General features: G+C 61.8%; 14 protein-coding genes. 5 read left to right on the top strand and 9 right to left on the bottom strand.

Annotation, left to right across the window (positions count from 1 at the left end; all coding sequences use genetic code 11):
• Positions 1-38: 38 nt before the first annotated feature.
• The 4 genes from CRI93_RS10505 to CRI93_RS10490 all read left to right on the top strand — a co-directional run bounded on the left by CRI93_RS10505 (position 39) and on the right by CRI93_RS10490 (position 9116).
• Positions 39-1583 (top strand): polysaccharide biosynthesis protein, encoded by a 1545-nt coding sequence (locus tag CRI93_RS10505; RefSeq protein WP_141491664.1) that lies wholly within the window; start codon positions 39-41, stop codon positions 1581-1583.
• A 24-nt stretch (positions 1584-1607) separates the two neighbouring features.
• Positions 1608-2798: a glycosyltransferase gene (locus CRI93_RS10500; protein WP_098062593.1), complete on the top strand. Its 1191-nt coding sequence runs from the start codon at positions 1608-1610 to the stop codon at positions 2796-2798.
• 69 nt (positions 2799-2867) lie between these two features.
• On the top strand, positions 2868-7859 hold the full coding sequence (locus CRI93_RS10495) for a C25 family cysteine peptidase (RefSeq protein WP_098062592.1): 4992 nt from the start codon (positions 2868-2870) through the stop codon (positions 7857-7859).
• A 171-nt stretch (positions 7860-8030) separates the two neighbouring features.
• Positions 8031-9116, top strand: a complete 1086-nt coding sequence (locus CRI93_RS10490) for a mannose-1-phosphate guanylyltransferase (RefSeq protein WP_098062591.1) — start codon at positions 8031-8033, stop codon at positions 9114-9116.
• A 6-nt stretch (positions 9117-9122) separates the two neighbouring features.
• On the opposite strand, the gene CRI93_RS10485 is transcribed toward CRI93_RS10490, so the two are convergent.
• Complete coding sequence (locus tag CRI93_RS10485; RefSeq protein ID WP_098062590.1) at positions 9123-10529, bottom strand: Na+/H+ antiporter NhaC family protein; 1407 nt, start codon at positions 10527-10529, stop codon at positions 9123-9125.
• 334 nt (positions 10530-10863) lie between these two features.
• On the opposite strand from CRI93_RS10485, the gene CRI93_RS15395 reads away from it, so the two are divergent.
• Positions 10864-11385: a nuclear transport factor 2 family protein gene (locus CRI93_RS15395; protein WP_176521826.1), complete on the top strand. Its 522-nt coding sequence runs from the start codon at positions 10864-10866 to the stop codon at positions 11383-11385.
• Positions 11386-11394: 9 nt separating this feature from the next.
• Here the strand turns inward: CRI93_RS15395 and CRI93_RS10475 are convergent, their stop codons facing one another.
• From CRI93_RS10475 to CRI93_RS10440, 8 genes are all read right to left on the bottom strand, one after another.
• Positions 11395-11778 carry an Mth938-like domain-containing protein gene (locus CRI93_RS10475; protein ID WP_098062589.1) on the bottom strand — a complete coding sequence of 128 codons (384 nt, stop codon included), beginning with the start codon at positions 11776-11778 and terminating at the stop codon, positions 11395-11397.
• A gap of 329 nt (positions 11779-12107) precedes the next feature.
• The gene (locus CRI93_RS10470) at positions 12108-12770 is read right to left on the bottom strand and encodes a haloacid dehalogenase type II (RefSeq protein ID WP_176521825.1); all 663 of its coding nucleotides are present in this window, start codon (positions 12768-12770) and stop codon (positions 12108-12110) included.
• 91 nt (positions 12771-12861) lie between these two features.
• Positions 12862-14562, bottom strand: a complete 1701-nt coding sequence (murJ, locus tag CRI93_RS10465; RefSeq protein WP_098062587.1) for a murein biosynthesis integral membrane protein MurJ — start codon at positions 14560-14562, stop codon at positions 12862-12864.
• Positions 14563-14575: 13 nt separating this feature from the next.
• Entirely contained in the window at positions 14576-15085 is a 510-nt protein-coding gene (locus CRI93_RS10460) for a metal-dependent hydrolase (RefSeq protein ID WP_098062586.1), read from the bottom strand.
• A 109-nt stretch (positions 15086-15194) separates the two neighbouring features.
• Positions 15195-15629 (bottom strand): type II 3-dehydroquinate dehydratase, encoded by a 435-nt coding sequence (gene aroQ, locus CRI93_RS10455; RefSeq protein ID WP_098062585.1) that lies wholly within the window; start codon positions 15627-15629, stop codon positions 15195-15197.
• Between the two features lie 274 nt (positions 15630-15903).
• Positions 15904-16767 (bottom strand): MBL fold metallo-hydrolase, encoded by an 864-nt coding sequence (locus CRI93_RS10450; RefSeq protein ID WP_098062584.1) that lies wholly within the window; start codon positions 16765-16767, stop codon positions 15904-15906.
• The gene (locus CRI93_RS15390; RefSeq protein WP_176521824.1) at positions 16757-17119 is read right to left on the bottom strand and encodes a hypothetical protein; all 363 of its coding nucleotides are present in this window, start codon (positions 17117-17119) and stop codon (positions 16757-16759) included. Before CRI93_RS15390 ends, CRI93_RS10450 begins: the two co-directional genes overlap by 11 nt.
• 76 nt (positions 17120-17195) lie before the next feature.
• Positions 17196-19139, bottom strand: coding sequence for an Rne/Rng family ribonuclease (locus CRI93_RS10440; protein WP_098062583.1), 1944 nt, complete (start codon positions 19137-19139; stop codon positions 17196-17198).
• Between the last annotated feature and the right edge of the window lie 862 nt (positions 19140-20001).

Here is a 20001-nt window from a genome sequence, read left to right as displayed (position 1 = left end):
CCCTCGTCGTGTTCATTAGTTGACTTGCCCCTCTGCTCGTGCCTACAGATCGACTCGACTTTGGCTTGCATCGCCTTCCAGATCTGCCTCGCAGGGCCGGTATTGTAGTCTGGCTCTTTTTGGATACCACACTTGTGGCACTCAGTCTCTGGGGGGCCGCCATACTGATGAGCCAGCCTGTACCGGGAGTTACGCTGCTGCAGTCTCCTGCTGCCGTTACGCTTGGCGCCATGCTGCTAAGCCTGTGGGCAACAGGGGCCTATCAGGTGTTGGCGCGCGACATCCACCTGCATCGCTTCATACGCATGGGCGGAGGTATGGTGGGGGCGGTGCTGGTGGCCACGGCGCTCGCATACTTCTGGGATCCTACGCAGATGCTCCCTCGGGGCGTACTGGCGCTCCATACCCTCATGGCCACCGGGGGCGTATTGGGAAGCCGGGCCTTAGCGCGTTTGGCGTGGGAGCATCGGCACACGCCTGCCCCGCCTACTCCACATCCCGCACCGATGACGCTGTACGATGTGGTCGACCGCGAGCCTCCCGTCATCAACACGCAGGAGCTGCGCAATGCCTTGGCCGACCGCACCGTGCTCGTCACTGGTGCCGGGGGCTCCATTGGAAGCGAACTGATGGCACAGTTAGCACACTTGCATCCGTTCCGACTCGTCGGCGTGGATATGAGCGAGTACAATCTGTACCGGCTGCGCCATACGCTGGATGCTCCCACCCTGCCCGAAAACGCACTCGACCTGCGCCTGGCCGATGTGCGCACGCCCGAAACCATGCACCGCATCTTCCGCCAGACCACCCCCGACGTGGTAATCCATACCGCTGCGTACAAGCATGTGCCTATGATGGAGCGGCACCCCGCTGAGGCCTTTGGCAACAACACGCAGGCGACCATGCAGCTGCTCCGGCTCTGCGAAGAGCATCAGACCGGGCAGTTTCTGTTTGTATCTACCGATAAGGCCGTGCAACCGACCAGCGTACTTGGTGCAACCAAGCGGCTGGCCGAGTGGTACGTGCGGGCTGCTCAGTCGCCCGTATCACGCAGCATTGTGCGTTTTGGCAACGTCTTTGGCAGCCGGGGCAGCGTGGTTCCGCGCTTTGAGCGATGCCTGGCTGCGGGCAAGCCGATCCCTGTTACGCACCCAGATATGGAGCGCTACTTCATGAGCGCCACCGAGGCGTGCAGCCTGATTATGCACACGCTGCTGCTCGACTCGCACCCGGTGTACCTGTTCCGGATGGGCGAGCCGGTGCGTATTCAGGATCTGGCCGAGCAACTTGTACGGCGCTGGTACCCGAATCAGCCCACCGACGCGATGATCGAACACACCGGGCGGCGTCCGGGCGAGAAGATGACCGAGGCACTGGCGATGCCCGGCGAGGCAACGTCTGACACCGCGCATCCCTCTATCTTAGGGGTAGAGGGTGCCATGCCATACAGCCGCGCTGAACTCGACATGCATATTCAGCACGTTGAAGAGCAGTGCCGCCACCCAGACGCGTCGGCCTCGCAGCTACGCCGCCTCATCATGAATACGCCCAGTGCTCCTCCATCGGTACCCACCCGTTCATAACCTAACGCTCTGTGCTCCCGCACCATGCATGTGCTGGTCCTTCCATCCTGGTTTCCAACTGCGCATGCGCCACGTAACGGAGCATACTTCTATCAGCAGCTCTGCGCACTTCGTGACGCGGGGCATCGCATTGGCGTTGTGTACCCTGAGCACCACAGCCTGCGCGGTCTGTCAAGAGAGGCCCTGGCTACGCACCGCTTTCAGACGCGCTGGCACCTTGAGCATGGCCTGCCGGTGCTACGTCGGCACGGCTGGAACATGCTCTCGAATGCACCTGGCAGCTACGCCCTGTGTATCCGCGCTGCACTGTGCCTGGCGGAGCGCTATGCCGACTCTTACGGACGCCCTGATGTCATTCACGCGCTTAGTGCGCAGTGGGCCGGGGCCGCTGCTGCCCATCTGGCCCGCCGGTGGAACCGCCCGATGGCTCTCACGGAGCACTTCAGCGGATTCATGCGGGATGCGCTCACGTCTGAACAGCGCTACTGGGCCCGCACTGCGCTCAACCAGGCGGATGCCGTGGCGGCTGTCAGTCCAGCGCTACGCACTGCAATACGCCCCTACATGACGGGGACATCTCGCCCCATTCGCCTCCTTCCAAACCCGATCGATCTTTCTTTTTTCTCGCCGCCCGCTGCACGCCCTGCGCCGCCGCCGGTCGTGTGGGCAAGTGTAGGACGCCTGGTTCCCCTGAAAGGAACGGCCCCCTTGCTTCGGGCGATAGCCGGTGTTAGAACGCATGGCCTCGACGTACGCCTGCACGTGGTGGGCGATGGCCCGGAACGAACGCGCCTGCAGGCCCTGGCACGCGATCTGGGCCTTCGTAAGCAGGTGCAGTTTCATGGGACGCTGCCTCCGAAGGGCGTGCGTAAGGTGCTTCAACAGGCCCATGGCTACGTGCTGGCCAGCCACTACGAAACGTTTGGAATCCCCGTGGTCGAAGCCCTTGCCTGTGGGTGCGCCGTACTCGCAACCCGATGCGGCGGCCCCGAGTACGTACTCTCTAACGTGCAGGGCCAGATGGTGCCTCCACGCTCTATGGCGGCTCTGCAGCGCGCACTGCTTCGCATGACTCGTGCGCTTCAGCAGGGCCAGTCCCTTGGCCCCACTCCTGCCGATCGCAAGCGGTTGCACAACCGGTTCAGTTACGATACGTTTGTAACGCGCACCATCAATCTGTATCAAAATGCGAAGCGGCACTGGGCCTCATCATGACATTGCGCCCCGTCGAGCATTAGTAGCCTGCCGCTGCACGGACTCTCCTTGCGTCATCCTTCGTGTCCCATGCCTGTGTCTTTGTTTCGCTTCCGTCCGCTGTTTGTTGGGTTGTGGCTGGTTGGCGTTCTGTGCTCAGCGGATGTCTACGCCCAAAACGGGCTCGACTACGATGCCTCCTGGTATGTTGAGGGCGCGCCCTATGTAAAAATTGATGTGGTTGAAGACGGCATCTACCGCGTATCTGGAAGCGAGATCGCCAATGCGCTCCCCAATGGCACCTCACTGTCCAGCATCGACCCGGCTACACTTCAGCTTTTCGAGCGCGGACAGGAAGTCCCCATCGATGTGTCTGCCACTGGCGCCCTTGCCTCGAACGACGAAATCGTGTTCGTAGGCACCCGCAACCGCGGCACCGATGAAACCTGGGCCTACAACGACGAGCCTACCTGGCAGAGTAGTACCCACCGGAGCCTTTACACTGACACGACCACCTACTGGCTCACCTGGAACCAAACGGACAACGGGCGGCGCTATGCATCCGCCAATACAAATAACGTGTCGCCGACCACGGCCTTGCGCGACACCGCCTGGGCCGAACGCGATACGCGCTACTACTTTGGCCGCCCCAACGAGAATGGGAGCCCGCTCTACACCGAATCCGAAGGCTACTACTGGCACCGCTTTTCGCATAACAACACCGCACCGCGCACCTTCACGCATACGCTTTCGGTTGGTCGTCGCGACGAGAACGCCGCTACACCTCTTGACCTGCGCCTACGCTTCGATGCGGAGACCAACTCATGCCATCGCGTAGAGGTAGAGGCGCGCTTGGGCACAGGCGGCAGCGCTTCGTTCGAATCGCTGGGTACGCAATCATGGCAAGGGGTGTCGCGCCGCACGTTTGAGACCACTGTGGATCCGGACCGCATCCCCAACGATGGCTTAGACCTGCGCATCACCTCATACAACGATGGATTTGACAGCGGATGCCCGCCTCCGGCCAGCACGCCCAACTACGTACTCCTCGACTGGATTGCTGCCGATTACACCCGCACGCTTCGTGCCCGCTCGGGAGACTGGCAGCGCCTGGTGCTTCCCAACTCCGGGTCGTACACGCTCCCCCTAACCGGTCATACCGGTACACCGGTTGCGTACAGTCCCGATACCGGTCAAAAGGCAACAACCAATGGCGATGACGACCTGTCGCTTAACAACGCGGAGGCCCAGGCCGCCTACTGGGTTGCGGGCGCATCGGGCTACAAAACACCCACCCAACTTCGACCGCACACCGGCACCGATTGGACCAATCCAAACGTGCATGCTGCTGACTACGTGCTCGTGGTGCCGCCCGCCCTCGAAGAAAGCGGCCAGGCCATGGCTGACTATCGACGCACACAGGGCGGCTATGACGTTGTGGTCGTTCCCCTGCACGACATTTTTGATGCGTTCGATTACGGACGCCCGAGCCCAGTCGCACTGCGCCGCTTTGCCCATCACACGCGCGAATGGAATACCGCCCCGCAGTTCTTGAGCCTCTGGGGGGATGCGCAGCATCCTATTTACACTAACAATATCGTAGATCGGACCCCGGACTGGAGCATCCCGTCGTTTGGCTATTCGCCGTCCGATGGCTGGTTTGCCATGCAACAAGACGGTGCGGGCGACTGGAGCGAGTTTATGGCGGTCGGCCGCATCCCGGTGCGCACCAATGCACAGGGCGAGCTCTTCCTCGACAAGCTCGAAACCTACGAAACCGCCCCGCTCGACCTGTGGCAACAGCGCATGATGCTGCTGGCGGGTGGCACCAACTCATCCGAGCAGCAGTCGCTACAGTTTTACTCCGATCGCTGGGGCGAATGGGCCACCGGCACTGAAGATTCGCTTTACGTGGCGGGGATGGATACCACCCGCTACTACAAGCGCGTTGACGATGCCCTCGACAGCTCGCTTCAAGACTCGCTCGCGACCAGTCTGCAGCGCGGGGCCGGGTGGCTCAACTACTTTGGCCACTCTGCCGCCCAGACCTGGGAGATCGTGACCGACCCACCCGAGCAGTTTAACAACGCCGGTCGGTTGCCTGTGGTGGTATCGCTCGGGTGCCGCACCGGGTCGTTCGCAGGCGGGCGCTTCGAGGTGGCCAGCGCCCCTTCGCTTGGCGAACAGCTGGTCGTTGGCTCGCTACAGGGCGACGGCACGCCGATTAGCGGTTCTGAGAACGGCGGCATTGCGCACTGGGGCACCTCGGCACTGGGCAACCGCATTCCCTCAGCACGCCTCAACGACGAGCTCATCGACCGCGTTTTTCGGGATACGGTACGCGTGCTGGGCTCCGCTATCCAAGACGCGAAGGCCAATGTTGCCGACCGCTTCGGAAGCAGCAATACGTACCGGCGCCACCTGCTGCAATACAGCCTGCTGGGCGACCCCGCCACCGAAATCGCTATTGCCGGGAAGCCCGACTTTCACCTCACCGCCGATGCTATTCGCATCGAACCTGCGTCTCCCACCCCCGACGACGACCTCACGGTAGAACTCCGCCTGCGTAACCGGGGCCTCGTAGCACACGACAGCGCCACCGTAGCACTGGAGTGGACCCGCCCCGATGGCACGACCACCACCCGCGAGCGCCGCGTTCCGCGCTTTGCCGTGGAGCGCTACGAATCGTTCACGTTCGAGCTCGACGGTGCCAGCATCGGCACCAATACCTTTACTGCACGCATTGACCCTGAAAATGCATACGACGAAGCGGTCGAATCGAACAATACCGCTACCCGCGAACAGGTCGTCTTTGATACGAATGTGACCCTCATATCGCCGATCGACCAGCACACCGTCTCCACGCGCACGCCCACGATGCGCCTCAACCTGGTGCGCCAGGGCGATTTTGATGCACCACTCCCGCTGGAGGTACAGGTCGACACCAGCACCACGTTCGACTCGCCCGCCCTGCAAACCCATACCCCCACCGTAGAGGGCGCACTTGTGGAGTGGACGCCGCCGCAGCCGCTCTCCGACGAAGCCGTCTACTACTGGCGCGCTCGCATTGCGGGCGAGTCAGCCGTCACATGGTCAGAGAGCCGCTTTGTGGTCGATACCGAGCGCCCCGCGTCGGTCTGGAGCCAGCGCGGCCCGCTCTGGACACGCACCAACACCGATGCGCTTAACTACAGTCCCGATACCGAACAGTGGGCCTTCGACACGTTCACGAGCAACGTATCCATCTACTCCGAGCGCGGGCAGGGCGAAAATGTGTACGGATTCGTTATTAACGGATCTGCCAACTATGTCTACCTCGCATTTGGATTTGGCATCTTGGTGATGGATGGTACCACCGGCGAGGTGCGCGATGCCCAGTCATTCCCCACCTATGACTTACGCGACCAGTTCGTTGGCGAAAATGGCGAACAGGAAGAGGCCATTGAGGCCATGGGCGAGTTTCTGGACAACGTAGCCCAAGAAGGCGACTACGTATTCTTCCGAACCCGCCATCTGGCTCGCGAGAGCGGTCCCACCATTCCTGAATCCGTCAAAGACCTGATTCGCAACCTGGGCACCACACCCAGCGCCTCCGAGCCGCATAGCACACTCGTGGATGACCTCTCGTACGTGGATGTGTGGGCGATGAAAGCACAGAAGGGCAATCCGGACGCGACTGAGGAAATCGTTACCGACCCCAGCGCCCCGCCCGACGAGCGCAACATCAACGGCTACGAACATGACCTTACGTTTTCACGGGCTGAAGGGGCACTCACCACACAGGCCATCGGGCCCGCCTCAAGCTGGGACGCCCTGGAATGGACGGCCACCGATGATACTGATGCTGCATCGCTGCAGATTAACGTACGCTCGGCTGCCGACTCCACGCTCCTCGTGAGCGATCTGGAGGCACTCAGCGACACCGCCCCTCTCAATGCCATTGATGCCGATGCGCATCCTCGCATCTTTCTGGAAGCAACCCTGCGCAACGAGACCGATCGTGTGCCGCCTCAACTTCGGTCGTGGCACGTCGACTACACCGGCGTGCCTGAGCTCATTCTGGATCCAACCCCGTTAACCGCCAGCCCCGACACGCTGCAGGAAGGCGCCGATCTCTCGCTCACCACCCGCGTGGTGAACTGGGGGGCGATTGCAGCACCTGAGACGCGCATCGTGTACGATCTGAACGACGCCAGCAACGTGTCAACCACCGTGGCTGCCGACACCGTGGGCGCGCTGGCCCCCGATGCTACCCACGAAAGCACGGTGACCGTTGGCACGCGCGACCGCAGCGGCGCAAACACGATTCGCGCGCAGGCCCAGCAGGCCGATCCCCGCGAACGCATCCGGGCCAACAACACCGCCGCGCGCCCGCTCACCGTCACTACCGATGCCGGGCAGCCCTCGGTGCGCGTGTTGGCCGAGGGGCGCGAACTCCCTCCGAATCGCGAACCACTTGTGGACCTCACCGACCCGGCGCTGCCGTACGTATCCACCGCACCCTCCTTCGAGATTCTGGTGGAAGACGAAAACCCGTACCTCCCCCTGGCCGATACATCGCTCGTCGATGTGTACCTGGACGATAACCGCGTGCCGTACGCCAATCCCGCACTCTCGTTTGAACCTGCAACCGAGGAGCAGCCGGAAGCACGTGTGCTCTACGAGCCCGACTTTTCGGGCCGCGACAGCACCTATACGATCCGGGTGGAGGCCGAAGACGCCAGCGGGAACGAGCTGGCCGAGCCGTATCAGACGCATGTGCGTGTGGAGCAAGATCAGACGATTGCTGCGCTCTACCCGTATCCGAACCCGATGGTAGAGCATACGCAGTTCGCGTACCGCGTGCAGGGCGGCACGCCCCCCCCTCGCAACGTGCGCTTGCGCATCTACACCGTGTCGGGACGACTCGTGCGCGAGCTTCAGGACAGTCCGAATGCCATCGGTTGGAATCAATTCCGATGGAACGGGCGCGATGCCGATGGCGATCGTGTAGCTACAGGCGTATATCTGTACCGCGTGCGCATGGACACCGAAAACGGTACGCACGAGGGCGATGTCGGCAAGGTGGTCGTGATTCGATAGTCTCGTGCCTCCGTTTTCTGTGACGCATCGTTGCTTCCATCTTTTTCATCCCTTAGCATACGGGGGCTGCATCTGGACGCGTTGTTTCCTACCTTAGCCCTTGTGTTGCCCAGTGCTCCCCGACAGGTAACGCCTCCGCTTCTTTCTTGACTTGTGTTTATGTGATCGCCTATGACCTATGCTGTGATTATGGCCGGTGGCATCGGAAGCCGCTTCTGGCCCGAAAGCCGCCAGGAACGCCCTAAGCAGTTCCTTAATGTCTTTGGAGATGCCACGCTGATCCAAAATACCGTAGCGCGTCTCAACGGCATCATCCCGCCCGAGCGCTGCCTCATCGTCACGCACGAGCGCTACGTAGAGCAGGTCAAGGAGCAGCTTCCGGCGGTGCCTGCCGAGAACATTCTGGCGGAGCCGGTAAGCCGCAATACGGCGCCCTGCATCGCCTACGCCGCCCACAAGATCAAGGCCGACGACCCCGAGGCTACCATGGTCGTCCTGCCGGCCGACCACATCATTCGCGACGTGCGTAGCTTCCACACCGTGCTCAAGACGGCGATTGACACCGCGCAGACGCCGGGCACGCTCGTCACCATCGGCATCCAGCCCACGCATCCCGAGACCGGCTACGGCTACATTCAGTACGACGGCCCCGCCGACCTGCCGCCCATCTCGCCCGATAACCCGCCGGATGCCTATCCAGTGCGTACGTTTGCTGAAAAGCCGGATGTGGCTACTGCCGAGCGCTTTCTGGATTCGGGGGACTTCCTCTGGAACAGCGGCATGTTCATCTGGCGCGCCGATACCATCTTAGACGAGATCGCTGCGCATCTGCCCGACCTTGACGAAGCATTTGCGCCCGTTGCGCAGGCGCTCGAAAGCGAAGCCGCCGAGCCGCTGGAGGAGGCCTTTCAGAATGCGCCCAGCGTGTCCATCGACTATGGGGTGATGGAGCAGGCCGAAACCGTGAAAGTGGTGCCCGGCTCGTTTGGATGGAGCGATGTGGGCGACTGGCGCGCGGTGTACGAGCTAAGCGACAAAGACGAGCACGGCAACGCCATTCAGGGCGAGGTCATCATGCACGACTCCAGCCGCTGCTACGTACAGACCGACGACCGCCTCATTGTGCTCGTGGGCATTCACGACGCGGTCGTGGTGGATAGCGGGGATGCGGTGCTCGTTAGCAATCGCGAAAGCACGCAGCAGGTGAAGAACGTGGTGCAGTACCTGCATGCGCACCAGCTCGACGAGTACGTGTAGCGTCCGCTACGATGTGGCCGCCGCATCGGCCGCCGACGTACCCACGGATGCTGCGCCCGTTGTAACACCCGGTCCGCGTGCCACCTGAAACGTGATGCTCACAATGGCCACCGCCAGCAAGATCCAGCAGTAGTGAATGGCTCCCACGAGCGCCGTGGGGGCCATTTCTGCGAGCGAAGCTGCCAGCAGAATCTGTCCGCCATACGGAAGCACCCCCTGCATCACGCACGCGAAAATGTCGAGCAGGCTGGCACTGCGGGGCGCGTCGATGTCGTAGCGCTGGGCCAGGTCGCGCGCTACGGTGCCCGAGAGCAGGATCGCTACGGTGTTATTGGCGATGAGCACATCGCTAAAGGCGGCCATGGCGCCGATGCCCGCCTCGCCCGCCCGGCGGCCCTTCAGGCGCAAGGCCGATGTGGCGCGCTGAATGGCCTGCGCGAGCCACGCGAGTCCGCCCTGCTTGCGAATCAGCTCGCCCATCCCGCCGATGAACATCGCCAGGATCATGATGCCAAACATGCTTTCAAACCCGGCATAAATGTCTGCCGCAAACGGCGTAAGGCTGTAGTCGGTCGCGGCAATGCCGGTGGCTCCGGCCAGCACGATGCCTGCACCCAGCACCACCAGCACATCCATCCCGGCCACCGCCAGCCCCAACACCAGCAGATACGGCAGCACCAGCATCACGTTAATGCTGCCGTCGGTGGCTTCGGGCGTGCCGGTGTGCATGAAGAAGAGCAGCGCGGTGGTGAGGACCGCCGCCGGAACGGCAATCCACAGGTTCGCGCGAAACTTATCGGTCATGCTGCACCCTTGCGTGCGGGTAGCGGCAATCGTCGTATCCGAAATAATCGACAGGTTATCGCCAAACATGGCGCCGCCCACCACCGCCCCCAGCGTGACGGCAGCCGAGAGCTCGGTCGATCCGCTTACGCCCACGGCAATGGGCGCCACCGCGGCCAGCGTGCCCATTGAGGTGCCCATAGACAGCGAAATGAACGCGGAGGTGACGAACAGTCCCGGCAGGATGAAGGCCGATGGCAAGAACGAAAGGCCCAGGTTGACCGTCGCTTCGACGCCGCCAATGGCCTCCATGACCGTGGCAAACGCCCCGGCGAGCAGGAAGATTATCGACATGGTGATGATCGTCTCATCCCCAATACCCCGCAGCAGCGTACGCATGTTCTCTTTCACAGAGGCAGCGCCCAGCAGCACCGAGAGCACCAGTGCGGGCAGCACGGCCACTACGGGCTCCAGCTGCGAGAACGGGCGGTCTACGCCATTGATGGTGTTGATCAGCCCCACGCCGAAGAACAGCGCCAGGAACAGAAACAGCGGCGTGAGCGCGAGAAACGAAGGGGTTGGGTTAGTGGATGCAGCAGCGGGTGATGTAGCCGCTTTGGAATCAGACATACGAAGAAAAGGAGCCGTCGGAGGTCAGGAGAGCATGCAAAATGGCAGGGCCATGCGCATCTCCAAACATCGACCGCTACACTGCTGTAGCCACCACCAAATTGGATGCGTAGACATAGGAAAGCGAGTCTTGTACGTCCCGCCGAGCATTTCGTGGCGAGAGCAGGTGCAAACACATCGCTGTGCAATGCACAAGGACCGCTCGGTGTTGCGCACCGCGCTGTTGAGAGACGTTGGGAGCGCTTTCATGCACAAATGCTTACAAGTTGAACCGCGCCCGACCGTTGTTCGTTGCGCTGTGCGATCCGTCTTGTTTCCCCAACCGCTTGCCCCTATGCTGCGCTTCTTGTTCTACCTACCCTCTGCATGTGGCATTGTGTTATGCGTGGGGATGATGACGGTATCTGCTCCGGTGCAGGCCCAATCCATCCCCGAGGGCGCGTCTGCCGCCGATGCCGCGACGCCGGAAGCCGCAGAGGTGCTCACTGCCGTCGATGCGCTCTTCGACGCGATGCGCGCCCGCGATGGCGACGCCGCCCGGGCGGTGCTGCACCCCGACGCCCGCATGACCGTCGTCCGTGCTGGTGCCGACAGCACCCTTCCTGCCATTCAGACCATAGACGGATTCGTCGAGGCCGTTTCCAGCGGCACCACGCCCTGGCACGAGCCCTACTTCGACCCCGAGGTGCAGATCGACGGCGCCCTGGCCCACGTCTGGATGTTCTTCCAATTCTACGACGGCGACACGTTCAGCCACTGCGGGCACAACTCGATCCAGCTCATCCACAACGGCACCGCCTGGCGCATTGCGCTCATTGCCTACACGCACCGCACGGCGGGGTGCGAGCGGGAATAACTCTCCTGCTCAACACGTGGAGTGGATCAGCGCGCCGGTGGGCTGGGTGGTGCGGAGTTCGTTGTAGCGGGCCACGGCTGCTTCGGTGTCGAGCACGTGCGCATCCACTCCCTGCTCGCGGAGCCAGTCGAGCGTCGCGTCTTGCACCTGCAGGCGCTCGTGGAATCCCTGCGCCAGCACCACGGCTTCAGCGCCGTGCTCCACCAGTTCCCGCACATCAGCCGGTTGGATGCCCGGCGTGTGATGCGTGCCGGTCTCGTTCCAGTCCCACGGCCGCGCGCCACCGGGCCAGCACTTCACATCCTTGAACGGCGTATCGAAACCAGCCACTGCTACCGATCCCCACGACACGTTGGTGATGCGTGGGGCTATGTTCATCGCTTCTACATTCATTGTACTGGTGCACAGATTAGTACACGGATACGAAAACGATGTATGTGCTTTTTCTATGTTGTTAAGAACCTGTTTTGATTTCTTATTTTGAGCTGCGAGCGGCGTCGCTGGGCTGGGGCCGAAGGTCATGCCCCTGGTGCAACGATCCCCCGATCTCGGCCCGTAGCCCCGGCTACGAACCTCTATCGTGGTCCTCGTTTCGCTCCACCGGCGCTCGCTCTCGCCTTCAAACCAAAACCCAAACAGGTTCTAAGAGGGATGCGTACGTACGGTGCCCAGTCGCTCATGCGTTCCGACGCCCATAGGCTGACAGCTTCTTGAAAGCCCAATCACGCATCCAGCAGGTCGGCGAGGGCGTGCAGGGTGGGCAGCGTGTGCGTGGGAGGCGGGGCGAGCGGGTCGGGGGTTACGCCGTCGCGCAGCACAAGCGTTGCCGGGCAGCCCACCCGCATAGCCCCGGCCACGTCCCACGTATGGGCCGCGACAAACCCCATGTCGCATGCCGACACCCCAAGCACATCCATGGCCATGTGGTAGGGGTCGGGAGCGGGTTTGAGGCGCCGCACCGCATGGGCCGAGAGGATTTCGTCGAAATACGCAGTGAGGTCGGCGTGGGCGAGTTGGGCGTGGAGCACATCGGGCGACCCGTTGCTGAGGGCCGCCAGCCGGATATCTGCCGCCGCCAGGCGGTCGAGTGCATAGGGGACGTCCGGGTGCGGTGGCAGCTCGCGCACGGTGTCCAGAATGGCAGTCTGCTCCGCCTCCGAGAGCGACCGATCATGGCGTGCCGCAATCATGTCGAGTGCGGCCGCGGCAATGGCGCTGAAATCGGCGTACGTATCCAGCACGGTGTGTACCAGCGCCGACTGCAGCACCTGCGCAAACCACTCGGCGCGTACATCAGGCGAGCCGAATGCATCATTGAAGGGCGCATCGAGCGCGCTCAGGTCGAGCAGGGTTTCGTTGACATCGAAGACGAGCGTCGGCGGCATGGCGTGTGAGGCGTGAGGAGCGGCAGCAGGGCGTGCGCGCAACATACGCACTGGCATTGGCTTCTGCCACTGCGGGGACGTCTGCATGCTGCTACACCCCGAAGCGATTGAGCCACGCGTTGAGTTCGGGGCGATCCAGGAGCCATGCGCCCCCCAGATAGACGAGCGCATAGGTGCTGCCCACAAGCGGCGCGCTGATCCAGATGGAGGCATCGGCCAGCAGGTACCACACGCCCAGTGCCGGACCCGCCGCGGCTCCAGCCAGCGCTGTTATGAGGCCAACGGTGCGTCCGCGGAGCAAGGTCACGTCCGGCAAGGCAGTGCGCAGGGCGCGGCGCAGCAGGGCAAATTCGATCCACGCGCCCACGCTGGCTCCCAGGCTAAGTCCCAGTGCACCCAGAAACAGCGGGCTCTCGGAAGATACGGGGACGAGGCTTGGCACGGATGTCGTATCCAACCAGAACATGAGTGGCACCGCCACAATGGTCGAGACCACCACGCGCACAACGGCCAGACGCGCGGGCGTTTTGGCATCGCCCAGTGCGTAGAATGCGTTCTGCAGCAGACGCGATACGGTGGTGGCCAGAATACCCAGTGCGTATCCGCCCAGCACGATGTAGACGAGCCAGTTGCTCTGCGCATCGAACTGACCGGTGCGTAGCAGCAGCCCCACGATTAGGAAGCCGAAGCACAGGTAGCCCACGATGGTGGGAATCGTGAGAAATGCGATCTGGTGTACCGACCGCTGCATCCGCTGGCCAAACGACCGGGCGCGTTCCGTGGTGAGGCGCGACAGTTCGGGGAGCTCGGAGGCGGCGACGGAGATCCCGAAAAGGCTGACGGGCAGCAGATAGAAGATCTGGGCGTAGCGCACCGCACTCTGCGCACCCACGGCCAGCAGCGAGGCCAGGAACAGATCGATGTATCCCGAAATCTGGGCGACACCGCGTCCGGCCACCACCGGGCCGAACGCCCGCATGGCCTCGCGCACGCCCTCCACGCGGGTTGAAACGGACAGCCGCAGGTGATCCAGGTGTGTCCACACGAACGGCAGCTGCACGCCAAACTGCAGCGCGCCGCCCACAAGGGCTCCCACACAGGCAATGAGCAGCAGCTGCGAAAGGGCATCGGTGGTGAGCGCAGTTGGCGCGCCGGGGGTGCCGCTTAGCGCGTAGGCGCCTGCTGCCAGTCCGCTGATGATGGCGACATTCCACAACACCGGAGCCACGTATGGCACGAAGAACTGACGGTGGCTGTTGAGGATGCCCAGCGCCCAGGCGGAGAGCACCAGCACCCCGGCCATCGGAAAGATAATGCGCACGGCCTGCGCGGCCAGTTCGAACCGGTTGATACTGAGCGTGCCGGCTGCCACGCGCTCCGCATCCCCCAGATAGCCCGGCGCGAGGAGCGTCACAATAGGCTCAGCCAGCGCAACGCCCGCCAGCGTCACCAGCGCCACGACAACGCAGAGGAGCCCGAAGATCGCTCCCGCAAAACGCGCTGCGGCCTCGGGGTTATCGTTGTCTAAGAAGCGGCTGTAGATGGGGATGAACGCCGCCGAGATGGTGCCCTCGCCCAACAGGTTTTGCAGCAGGTTGGGCGCACGAAAGGCCACCTGCCACACGTCGGCATGGGCGCTTACGCCAAAGTAAAAAGCGATGGCCCGCTCGCGCAGCAGGCCCACCATTTTGCTAAGAAAGATGCCGGCGGCCACCACCCCCGCCGCGCTCGACGCAGGCGACGCCTCTGCATCAGCAGACGAATCGGCGGGCGGGTCAGCATCGGGGGGCATGGAGCGGGGCGGTTCAGGCAAAGAGCTTTTTGGGCGCGAGCTCACCGTCAAGGAACAGGTGGCTGAAGTATCCGATGACCGCTGCGGCATAAAACGGCGCACCCACCCACGGCGTGTCGGGCAGATTCAAATACGGCACCACAACCAGGGGCGACGGCACCAAAAGCATGGCCCACCACGTGTGCGTCCACCCACGGTGTTTGCCCACCGCGGGTAAGATGGCAAACAGCCCCAGGTATGCCGCCGCCTCAAAGCGCCCGGTAATGATGAGGTAGACATCCACAATCAGAAAAAACCCGTAGAAGATGCGGCGGCCCTTCGAGTCGATGTCGACATCGGGCCAGAGGCCAAAGAGCACGGTCAGCACAAGTAGAACCGCCCCGTAGAAGGCGGCAGCGAGCGGTGCCTCAAGCGGACGCACGGGCAGCGGCATCCATTCGGCAAACACAACATACGCCAGGACCGCGGCATAGGCGCCAAATGCAACCAGAGCTCCGTAGATATGACCTTTGTATCCGGGCATACAAACGAGGGGCGTGCGCGAAAGAGGCTGTTGAGTATCAGACGTACGGATGCAGAAGCCGGGTGCGTTCCCGCACGTGGCGTTGCGATTTGCATAATGATGCGGCCCGCTATTCCGCCACCGCACCCTGCATCTGGATGTACTGCACGGCCAGCAAGTAGCCCGCTGGTCCCAATCCGCTGATCTGCCCGACACAGGCGGGAGCCACTTTCGAGGTGCGGCGAAAATCCTCGCGGGCGTGGATGTTCGACAGATGCACCTCCACCACGGGCGGGTCAATGGCATCAACGGCATCATGCAGGGCCACCGAGGTGTGCGTGTAGCCGCCGGGGTTGAAGATCACGCCCTCGTACGACTCGGCATGGGCATCGTGCAGCGCATCGATGAGCACGCCCTGATGGTTGCTCTGCACCCACTGAAACGAAAGGTCGGCAAACATAGATGCGAGCTTCTCTTCGAGCGAATCCAGCGTTTCGGTGCCGTAATGCTCAGGGTCGCGCGTGCCCAGCAGGTTCAAGTTCGGACCGTTCAGCACAAGAATCATAGGTAGTGGGTAGACGCTAAGTGATAAGGCTATCGTAGAATGTAGGTTTGTCTTGTTCGAACCCCCTCTCCCTTCGGGTTTCTCCCCCTTTTCCAAGGGGGAGATGTCGATAGACAGAGGGGGTTGTCTGGCTCCGATGATGTCGGCCATATGACAATCACTTACCATTGAACCGCTACCGAATCATAAACCGATGTATATCCAGCAAATGGGTTAAGAAAGCAACACCGCACGTAACGGAGGGGCCGGGTTCGGTTCCCCAAACGTCCTCGCCCTACGCATCCGACTGCACATCCGAGGGTGTATGGGTCGGGGCCTCCGCAGGAGTGCTATCGATCTCGATCTGCAAGCCGTCGTAGCCGAGGTGGACATCGTCGGGCAAGCGAGCTTCTTGTTCAGCATGCAGCACGTCGTGTGTCATGTGGATGAAGTAAGTCTCGCGCGCTCCAATACGGCGGGCCATCTCCACGGCGCCGTCGAACGAGAAGTGGGTGGGATGCGGACGCGCACGTAGCGCATCGAGCACGATCACTTCCACGCCGTCGAGCAGCGCCACGCTTTCATCGGGAATGTGGTGGGCGTCGGTCAGATACGCAAACGGGCCGAATCGCCATCCGGTGGTGGGCGTGTTGCCGTGCTGCATCGGAATGGGCTGCACGTTGACGTGTCCGGTGTCGTCGTATCGACTGGTGATTGCGAAGCACTCTTCGACCGCGCGCAACGTAACACGAGCCGCGCCAGGGTACGGGTTGTCCCCAAAGATGTATGCGTAGCGCTCACGCAGAATCTCGGCGGTATTCGCGCTGCTATAGCACGGCATAGGCCGACTGTTGCGATAGAACAGCGGACGCAGGTCGTCGATGCCCGCCACATGGTCAAAGTGATGATGCGTAAAGCACACCGCGTCGATACGCTCAATGTTGGCGCGGCGGGCCTGCTGGCGGAAGTCCGGCCCGGCATCCACCAGAATGCCCAGCGGCCCTGCTTCGATGTAGCACGCACAGCGCAAGCGCTCATCGTGCGGGTCGGCAGAGGTGCAGACGCGGCAGTCGCATCCCAACACCGGAACGCCCGTTGACGTGCCCGTGCCCAGTAGCGTGATGCGAAGCGAGGGCGGGGCGGCGTCGCTAAGAGGCATGGGCACGGGGGGATTCGGGGGAGTTCGATTCAGCAGTTGAGGTGTCCTCAGACGATTCAGAATCTGCGCTGTTATTAGCATCACCGTCATCGCCGTCGGCCTCTTGCCACAGGCGGTGGAGCGCCTCGCGTACCGCCGGTTTCAGGTAGACCGTTTCGAGCGGCTCGTTGCGCAGACTACGGGCCAGCACCGCCAACTGCACCTCGGTGGGATGCCGCTTGTTTAGCATAATCACAGTCTGCCCTCCAACATGGCAGCGTCCGCCCCGAAAATCACCCTTTTCAACGCGGACCTCCATGTCCATGCGCTTGGCCACATCGGTAAGCTCGTCAATAATTTTTTTCGTGGTCATAGCTTTCATGTTGAAGATCCAAACGCACGCGCAGTGCTCCCCCGGCATCCACAAAACAAAAGGGGCAGCGGAGCGGCTATGCTTCAACCAGCGTAGCACCGGTATCGGGGGCGTCGATTGCGAACGACAGCGGCGATACCGTCTCATCGGCCTCCAGGTGGACCCGTACAAAGTGATCCATGAACCAGCGCGTGGGGTAGCTGGGCACGGCGCGCGTGAGGTAGGCCGCCAGGAACGGATGCACCCGCAGCGTAACAGCGCGATGCTGGTCGGCATGATCGGCTACCCATGTATCCAATGCGTCAATAACCTCGTGCGCCGGGCGCGTTGCTTCGGCCCCGTGTTGCACATTGTTGGTTTCCTGCACGGCATTGGCTTCGGCTTCGGCCACCTTCGCTTCAGCCGCTTCGAGCTGAGCTTTGGCCGAGCGCGCCTCTGATGCGGCCTCTTTCGCTTTGGCCTCGGCTTCGTCGCGCGCCGAACGCGTTTCTCCGTGCTGCGACCGCTCGCTCTGAAGCGCTTTCTTGGCCTGTTCAAGCTCCTCTTTCAGCGCCTTCAACTCGTCAGTGGCGGGCCGCTCGGTAGAGTCTGGAGCCGATGTTCCGGCTTTGCCCTTCAGTTTAGTGAGCTCCGATTCCCGGTCTTTCACCGTCTGCTGCGCCTCCTGCAGACGTTTTTCGAGACGGCTCAGCTGCGCCTGCGCATCTCGGAAGCGCTGGCGGTACGAATCGCCGTTGTCCTTGTCGGGTGCAGAGGCTCCGCTCGACGACGCAAACGAAGACGTGAGGCTGGGGCGCAGGCGCTGCCGGGTAATCTGCACGAGCCCAAAGTCGCTCATAGGAAGCACTTTCGTGATAGCCCGGTCTTCCTCGAAGAGCGCCTCCAGTTCGTTGTAGACCTTCTTACGGGCTCTTTCGTCGCGCAAATCGATGAAGTCAACCACAATGATACCGCCCAGGTCGCGCAGCCGCACCTGATGGGCAATGACGCGTGCGGCCTCCAGGTTAACGTCGAGCGAGTTCTGTTTCTGCGATTTGCCGCGCCCGGAGCGCCCCGAGTTCACATCCACCACGTGCATCGCCTCGGTACGCTCGATGAAGAGGTATCCGCCCGATGGCAGTTCAACCCGGTCTTTGAAGGCGCGGTCGGCCCCTTGCTGAATGTCGGCGGCCTCGAAGACCGGCGCGTTTCCACTGTGATACTCAACACGCGAGACCATTGACGGCGCCACGGCGCGTACGTAGCTACGCACACTGTGGAAGAGCGCCTTGTTGTCGATCAGGATGCGGTCGAAATCGTCAGAGAACTGGTCGCGGATGATCGACGACGCCATATCCACATCTTCGTGGATGAGCGTGGGCGCATTCGTGGCCTGGGCCAGCCGGTTTTCCACGCGGCGCCAGCGTTCCAGGAGCAGGCGCAGGTCCTTGTCGAGCGACTTGGCATCGCGCCCCTCAGCTACTGTTCGCACAATGACGCCGAAGCCATCTGGCACCAGGCTGCCTGCCAGGGCTTTCAGGCGGTTGCGCTCTTTATCCTTTTCGATTTTACGCGACACCGCGACCACTTTCGAGAGCGGCACAAGCACCAAGAAGCGGCCCGCCATCGACAGGTCGGTTGAGATGCGACTGCCCTTGTTGGCAATCGGCTCTTTTTTTACCTGTACGAGAATGCGCTGATTGCGCCGCAGGTGGTCGGTGGGGTTCGGGTCCTGATCGTGGAGATCGCCGGGCAGACTGACCGTCTCCACCTTGGGCGTGTTCTGGTTGAGAAAATCTTTGAGCTGCGGCAGGTTTTCCGACAGATCCGAGAAGTGTAAGAAGGCATCCTGGTCCTGCCCAATATCCACGAAAGCAGCGCGGATGCTCGGCATTACGCGGCGCACAATGCCGAGATAGAGATTACCGATCGTACGTTTATGCTCGGCATTTTCGATGTAGAGTTCGGCCAGTTTGCCGTCTTCTACAATAGCGATGCGGGTACGGCTATCCGCTACATTAACAACAATTTCTTTAGACATAAGGCGAGGTACGCCGCAGGGCGTCTACGCCGTCGAACGGTCAGCACACAGGGCGGGGCATATCATAATCGGCACGGTCTATTTATGTGCAAGCGTTATGTGCAAATGGATACGGGATCGTACCGGCAGCGGGCAGGGCATGAGTGCCTGTGGCACTGTGCCGCCCCTGTCCATGCATGTCGTTGCGCAAATCATGCGCAAGAAACTTGCTGCGGGGCACGCTGCAAGACACGCTCTGTACCATGATGACCATCCGGCGGGGGTGCAGTGCACGCCTGCGGACAGTTAATGAGCAAGGGAAAACGAAAAAAGTGGAGTAGAGCCGCACACAGGACTCTGGGGCGCCGGACGTGCAGGACCGGCTTATGTCATAACAGTAGGAGAACTATAGCACATAAGCATGTAGCGAAAGAACGCCGCCCCGTCAGGGGGCCGCGCCATTTCAGTGTCGCTACAGACCCATGCATGAAAGCGGTGAAAACGGGTGTGCAGGCCGTAACGCAGGAGGTAAAAGAGTGCACGATACATTACGACACGACTGCATATCGCCAGATACGCAAAAATGATCCCTACCAGACGTATACGTGGCAGCATTCAGTGCCGGGGATGCACGCTCGTTTCGACCTCTCGCCTGCCCTTTAATGGAAATTCTTTCACATAGCGTCTTTTTCTTTCATACCATATGTGATAAAAGGAGCCTACAAGGCTGCAGTCCGTTGCGAATACGTACCAGAATGCGTACGCAACTTTTTGCGCAGCGCGTACTCCAGGGCATGCTGCTTAACGGGATGTCCCCGCTGTACACAGTTGGTAGTTGAACACGCTCAAGTGCCCCCCTGGTATTTGCTACCATACCACTGCT

It is taken from the genome of Longimonas halophila, assembly GCF_002554705.1.
Taxonomy (GTDB): Bacteria; Bacteroidota; Rhodothermia; order Rhodothermales; family Salinibacteraceae; genus Longimonas; species Longimonas halophila.
The sequence above is the reverse complement of the archived record's forward strand: the minus strand, read 5'-3'. Positions and strand labels throughout refer to the sequence as shown.

Excerpts from the sequence above, each read along its gene's own strand:
- CRI93_RS15390 (WP_176521824.1), bottom strand. The coding sequence starts at position 17,119 with ATGACCACGAAAAAAATTATTGACGAGCTTACCGATGTGGCCAAGCGC.
- aroQ (WP_098062585.1), bottom strand. The coding sequence starts at position 15,629 with ATGATTCTTGTGCTGAACGGTCCGAACTTGAACCTGCTGGGCACGCGC.
- CRI93_RS10495 (WP_098062592.1), top strand. The coding sequence starts at position 2,868 with ATGCCTGTGTCTTTGTTTCGCTTCCGTCCGCTGTTTGTTGGGTTGTGG.
- murJ (WP_098062587.1), bottom strand. The coding sequence starts at position 14,562 with ATGCCCCCCGATGCTGACCCGCCCGCCGATTCGTCTGCTGATGCAGAG.
- CRI93_RS10475 (WP_098062589.1), bottom strand. The coding sequence starts at position 11,778 with ATGAATGTAGAAGCGATGAACATAGCCCCACGCATCACCAACGTGTCG.
- CRI93_RS10485 (WP_098062590.1), bottom strand. The coding sequence starts at position 10,529 with ATGTCTGATTCCAAAGCGGCTACATCACCCGCTGCTGCATCCACTAAC.
- CRI93_RS10470 (WP_176521825.1), bottom strand. The coding sequence starts at position 12,770 with ATGCCGCCGACGCTCGTCTTCGATGTCAACGAAACCCTGCTCGACCTG.
- CRI93_RS10460 (WP_098062586.1), bottom strand. The coding sequence starts at position 15,085 with ATGCCCGGATACAAAGGTCATATCTACGGAGCTCTGGTTGCATTTGGC.
- CRI93_RS15395 (WP_176521826.1), top strand. The coding sequence starts at position 10,864 with ATGCTGCGCTTCTTGTTCTACCTACCCTCTGCATGTGGCATTGTGTTA.
- CRI93_RS10440 (WP_098062583.1), bottom strand. The coding sequence starts at position 19,139 with ATGTCTAAAGAAATTGTTGTTAATGTAGCGGATAGCCGTACCCGCATC.
- CRI93_RS10500 (WP_098062593.1), top strand. The coding sequence starts at position 1,608 with ATGCATGTGCTGGTCCTTCCATCCTGGTTTCCAACTGCGCATGCGCCA.
- CRI93_RS10490 (WP_098062591.1), top strand. The coding sequence starts at position 8,031 with ATGACCTATGCTGTGATTATGGCCGGTGGCATCGGAAGCCGCTTCTGG.
- CRI93_RS10450 (WP_098062584.1), bottom strand. The coding sequence starts at position 16,767 with ATGCCTCTTAGCGACGCCGCCCCGCCCTCGCTTCGCATCACGCTACTG.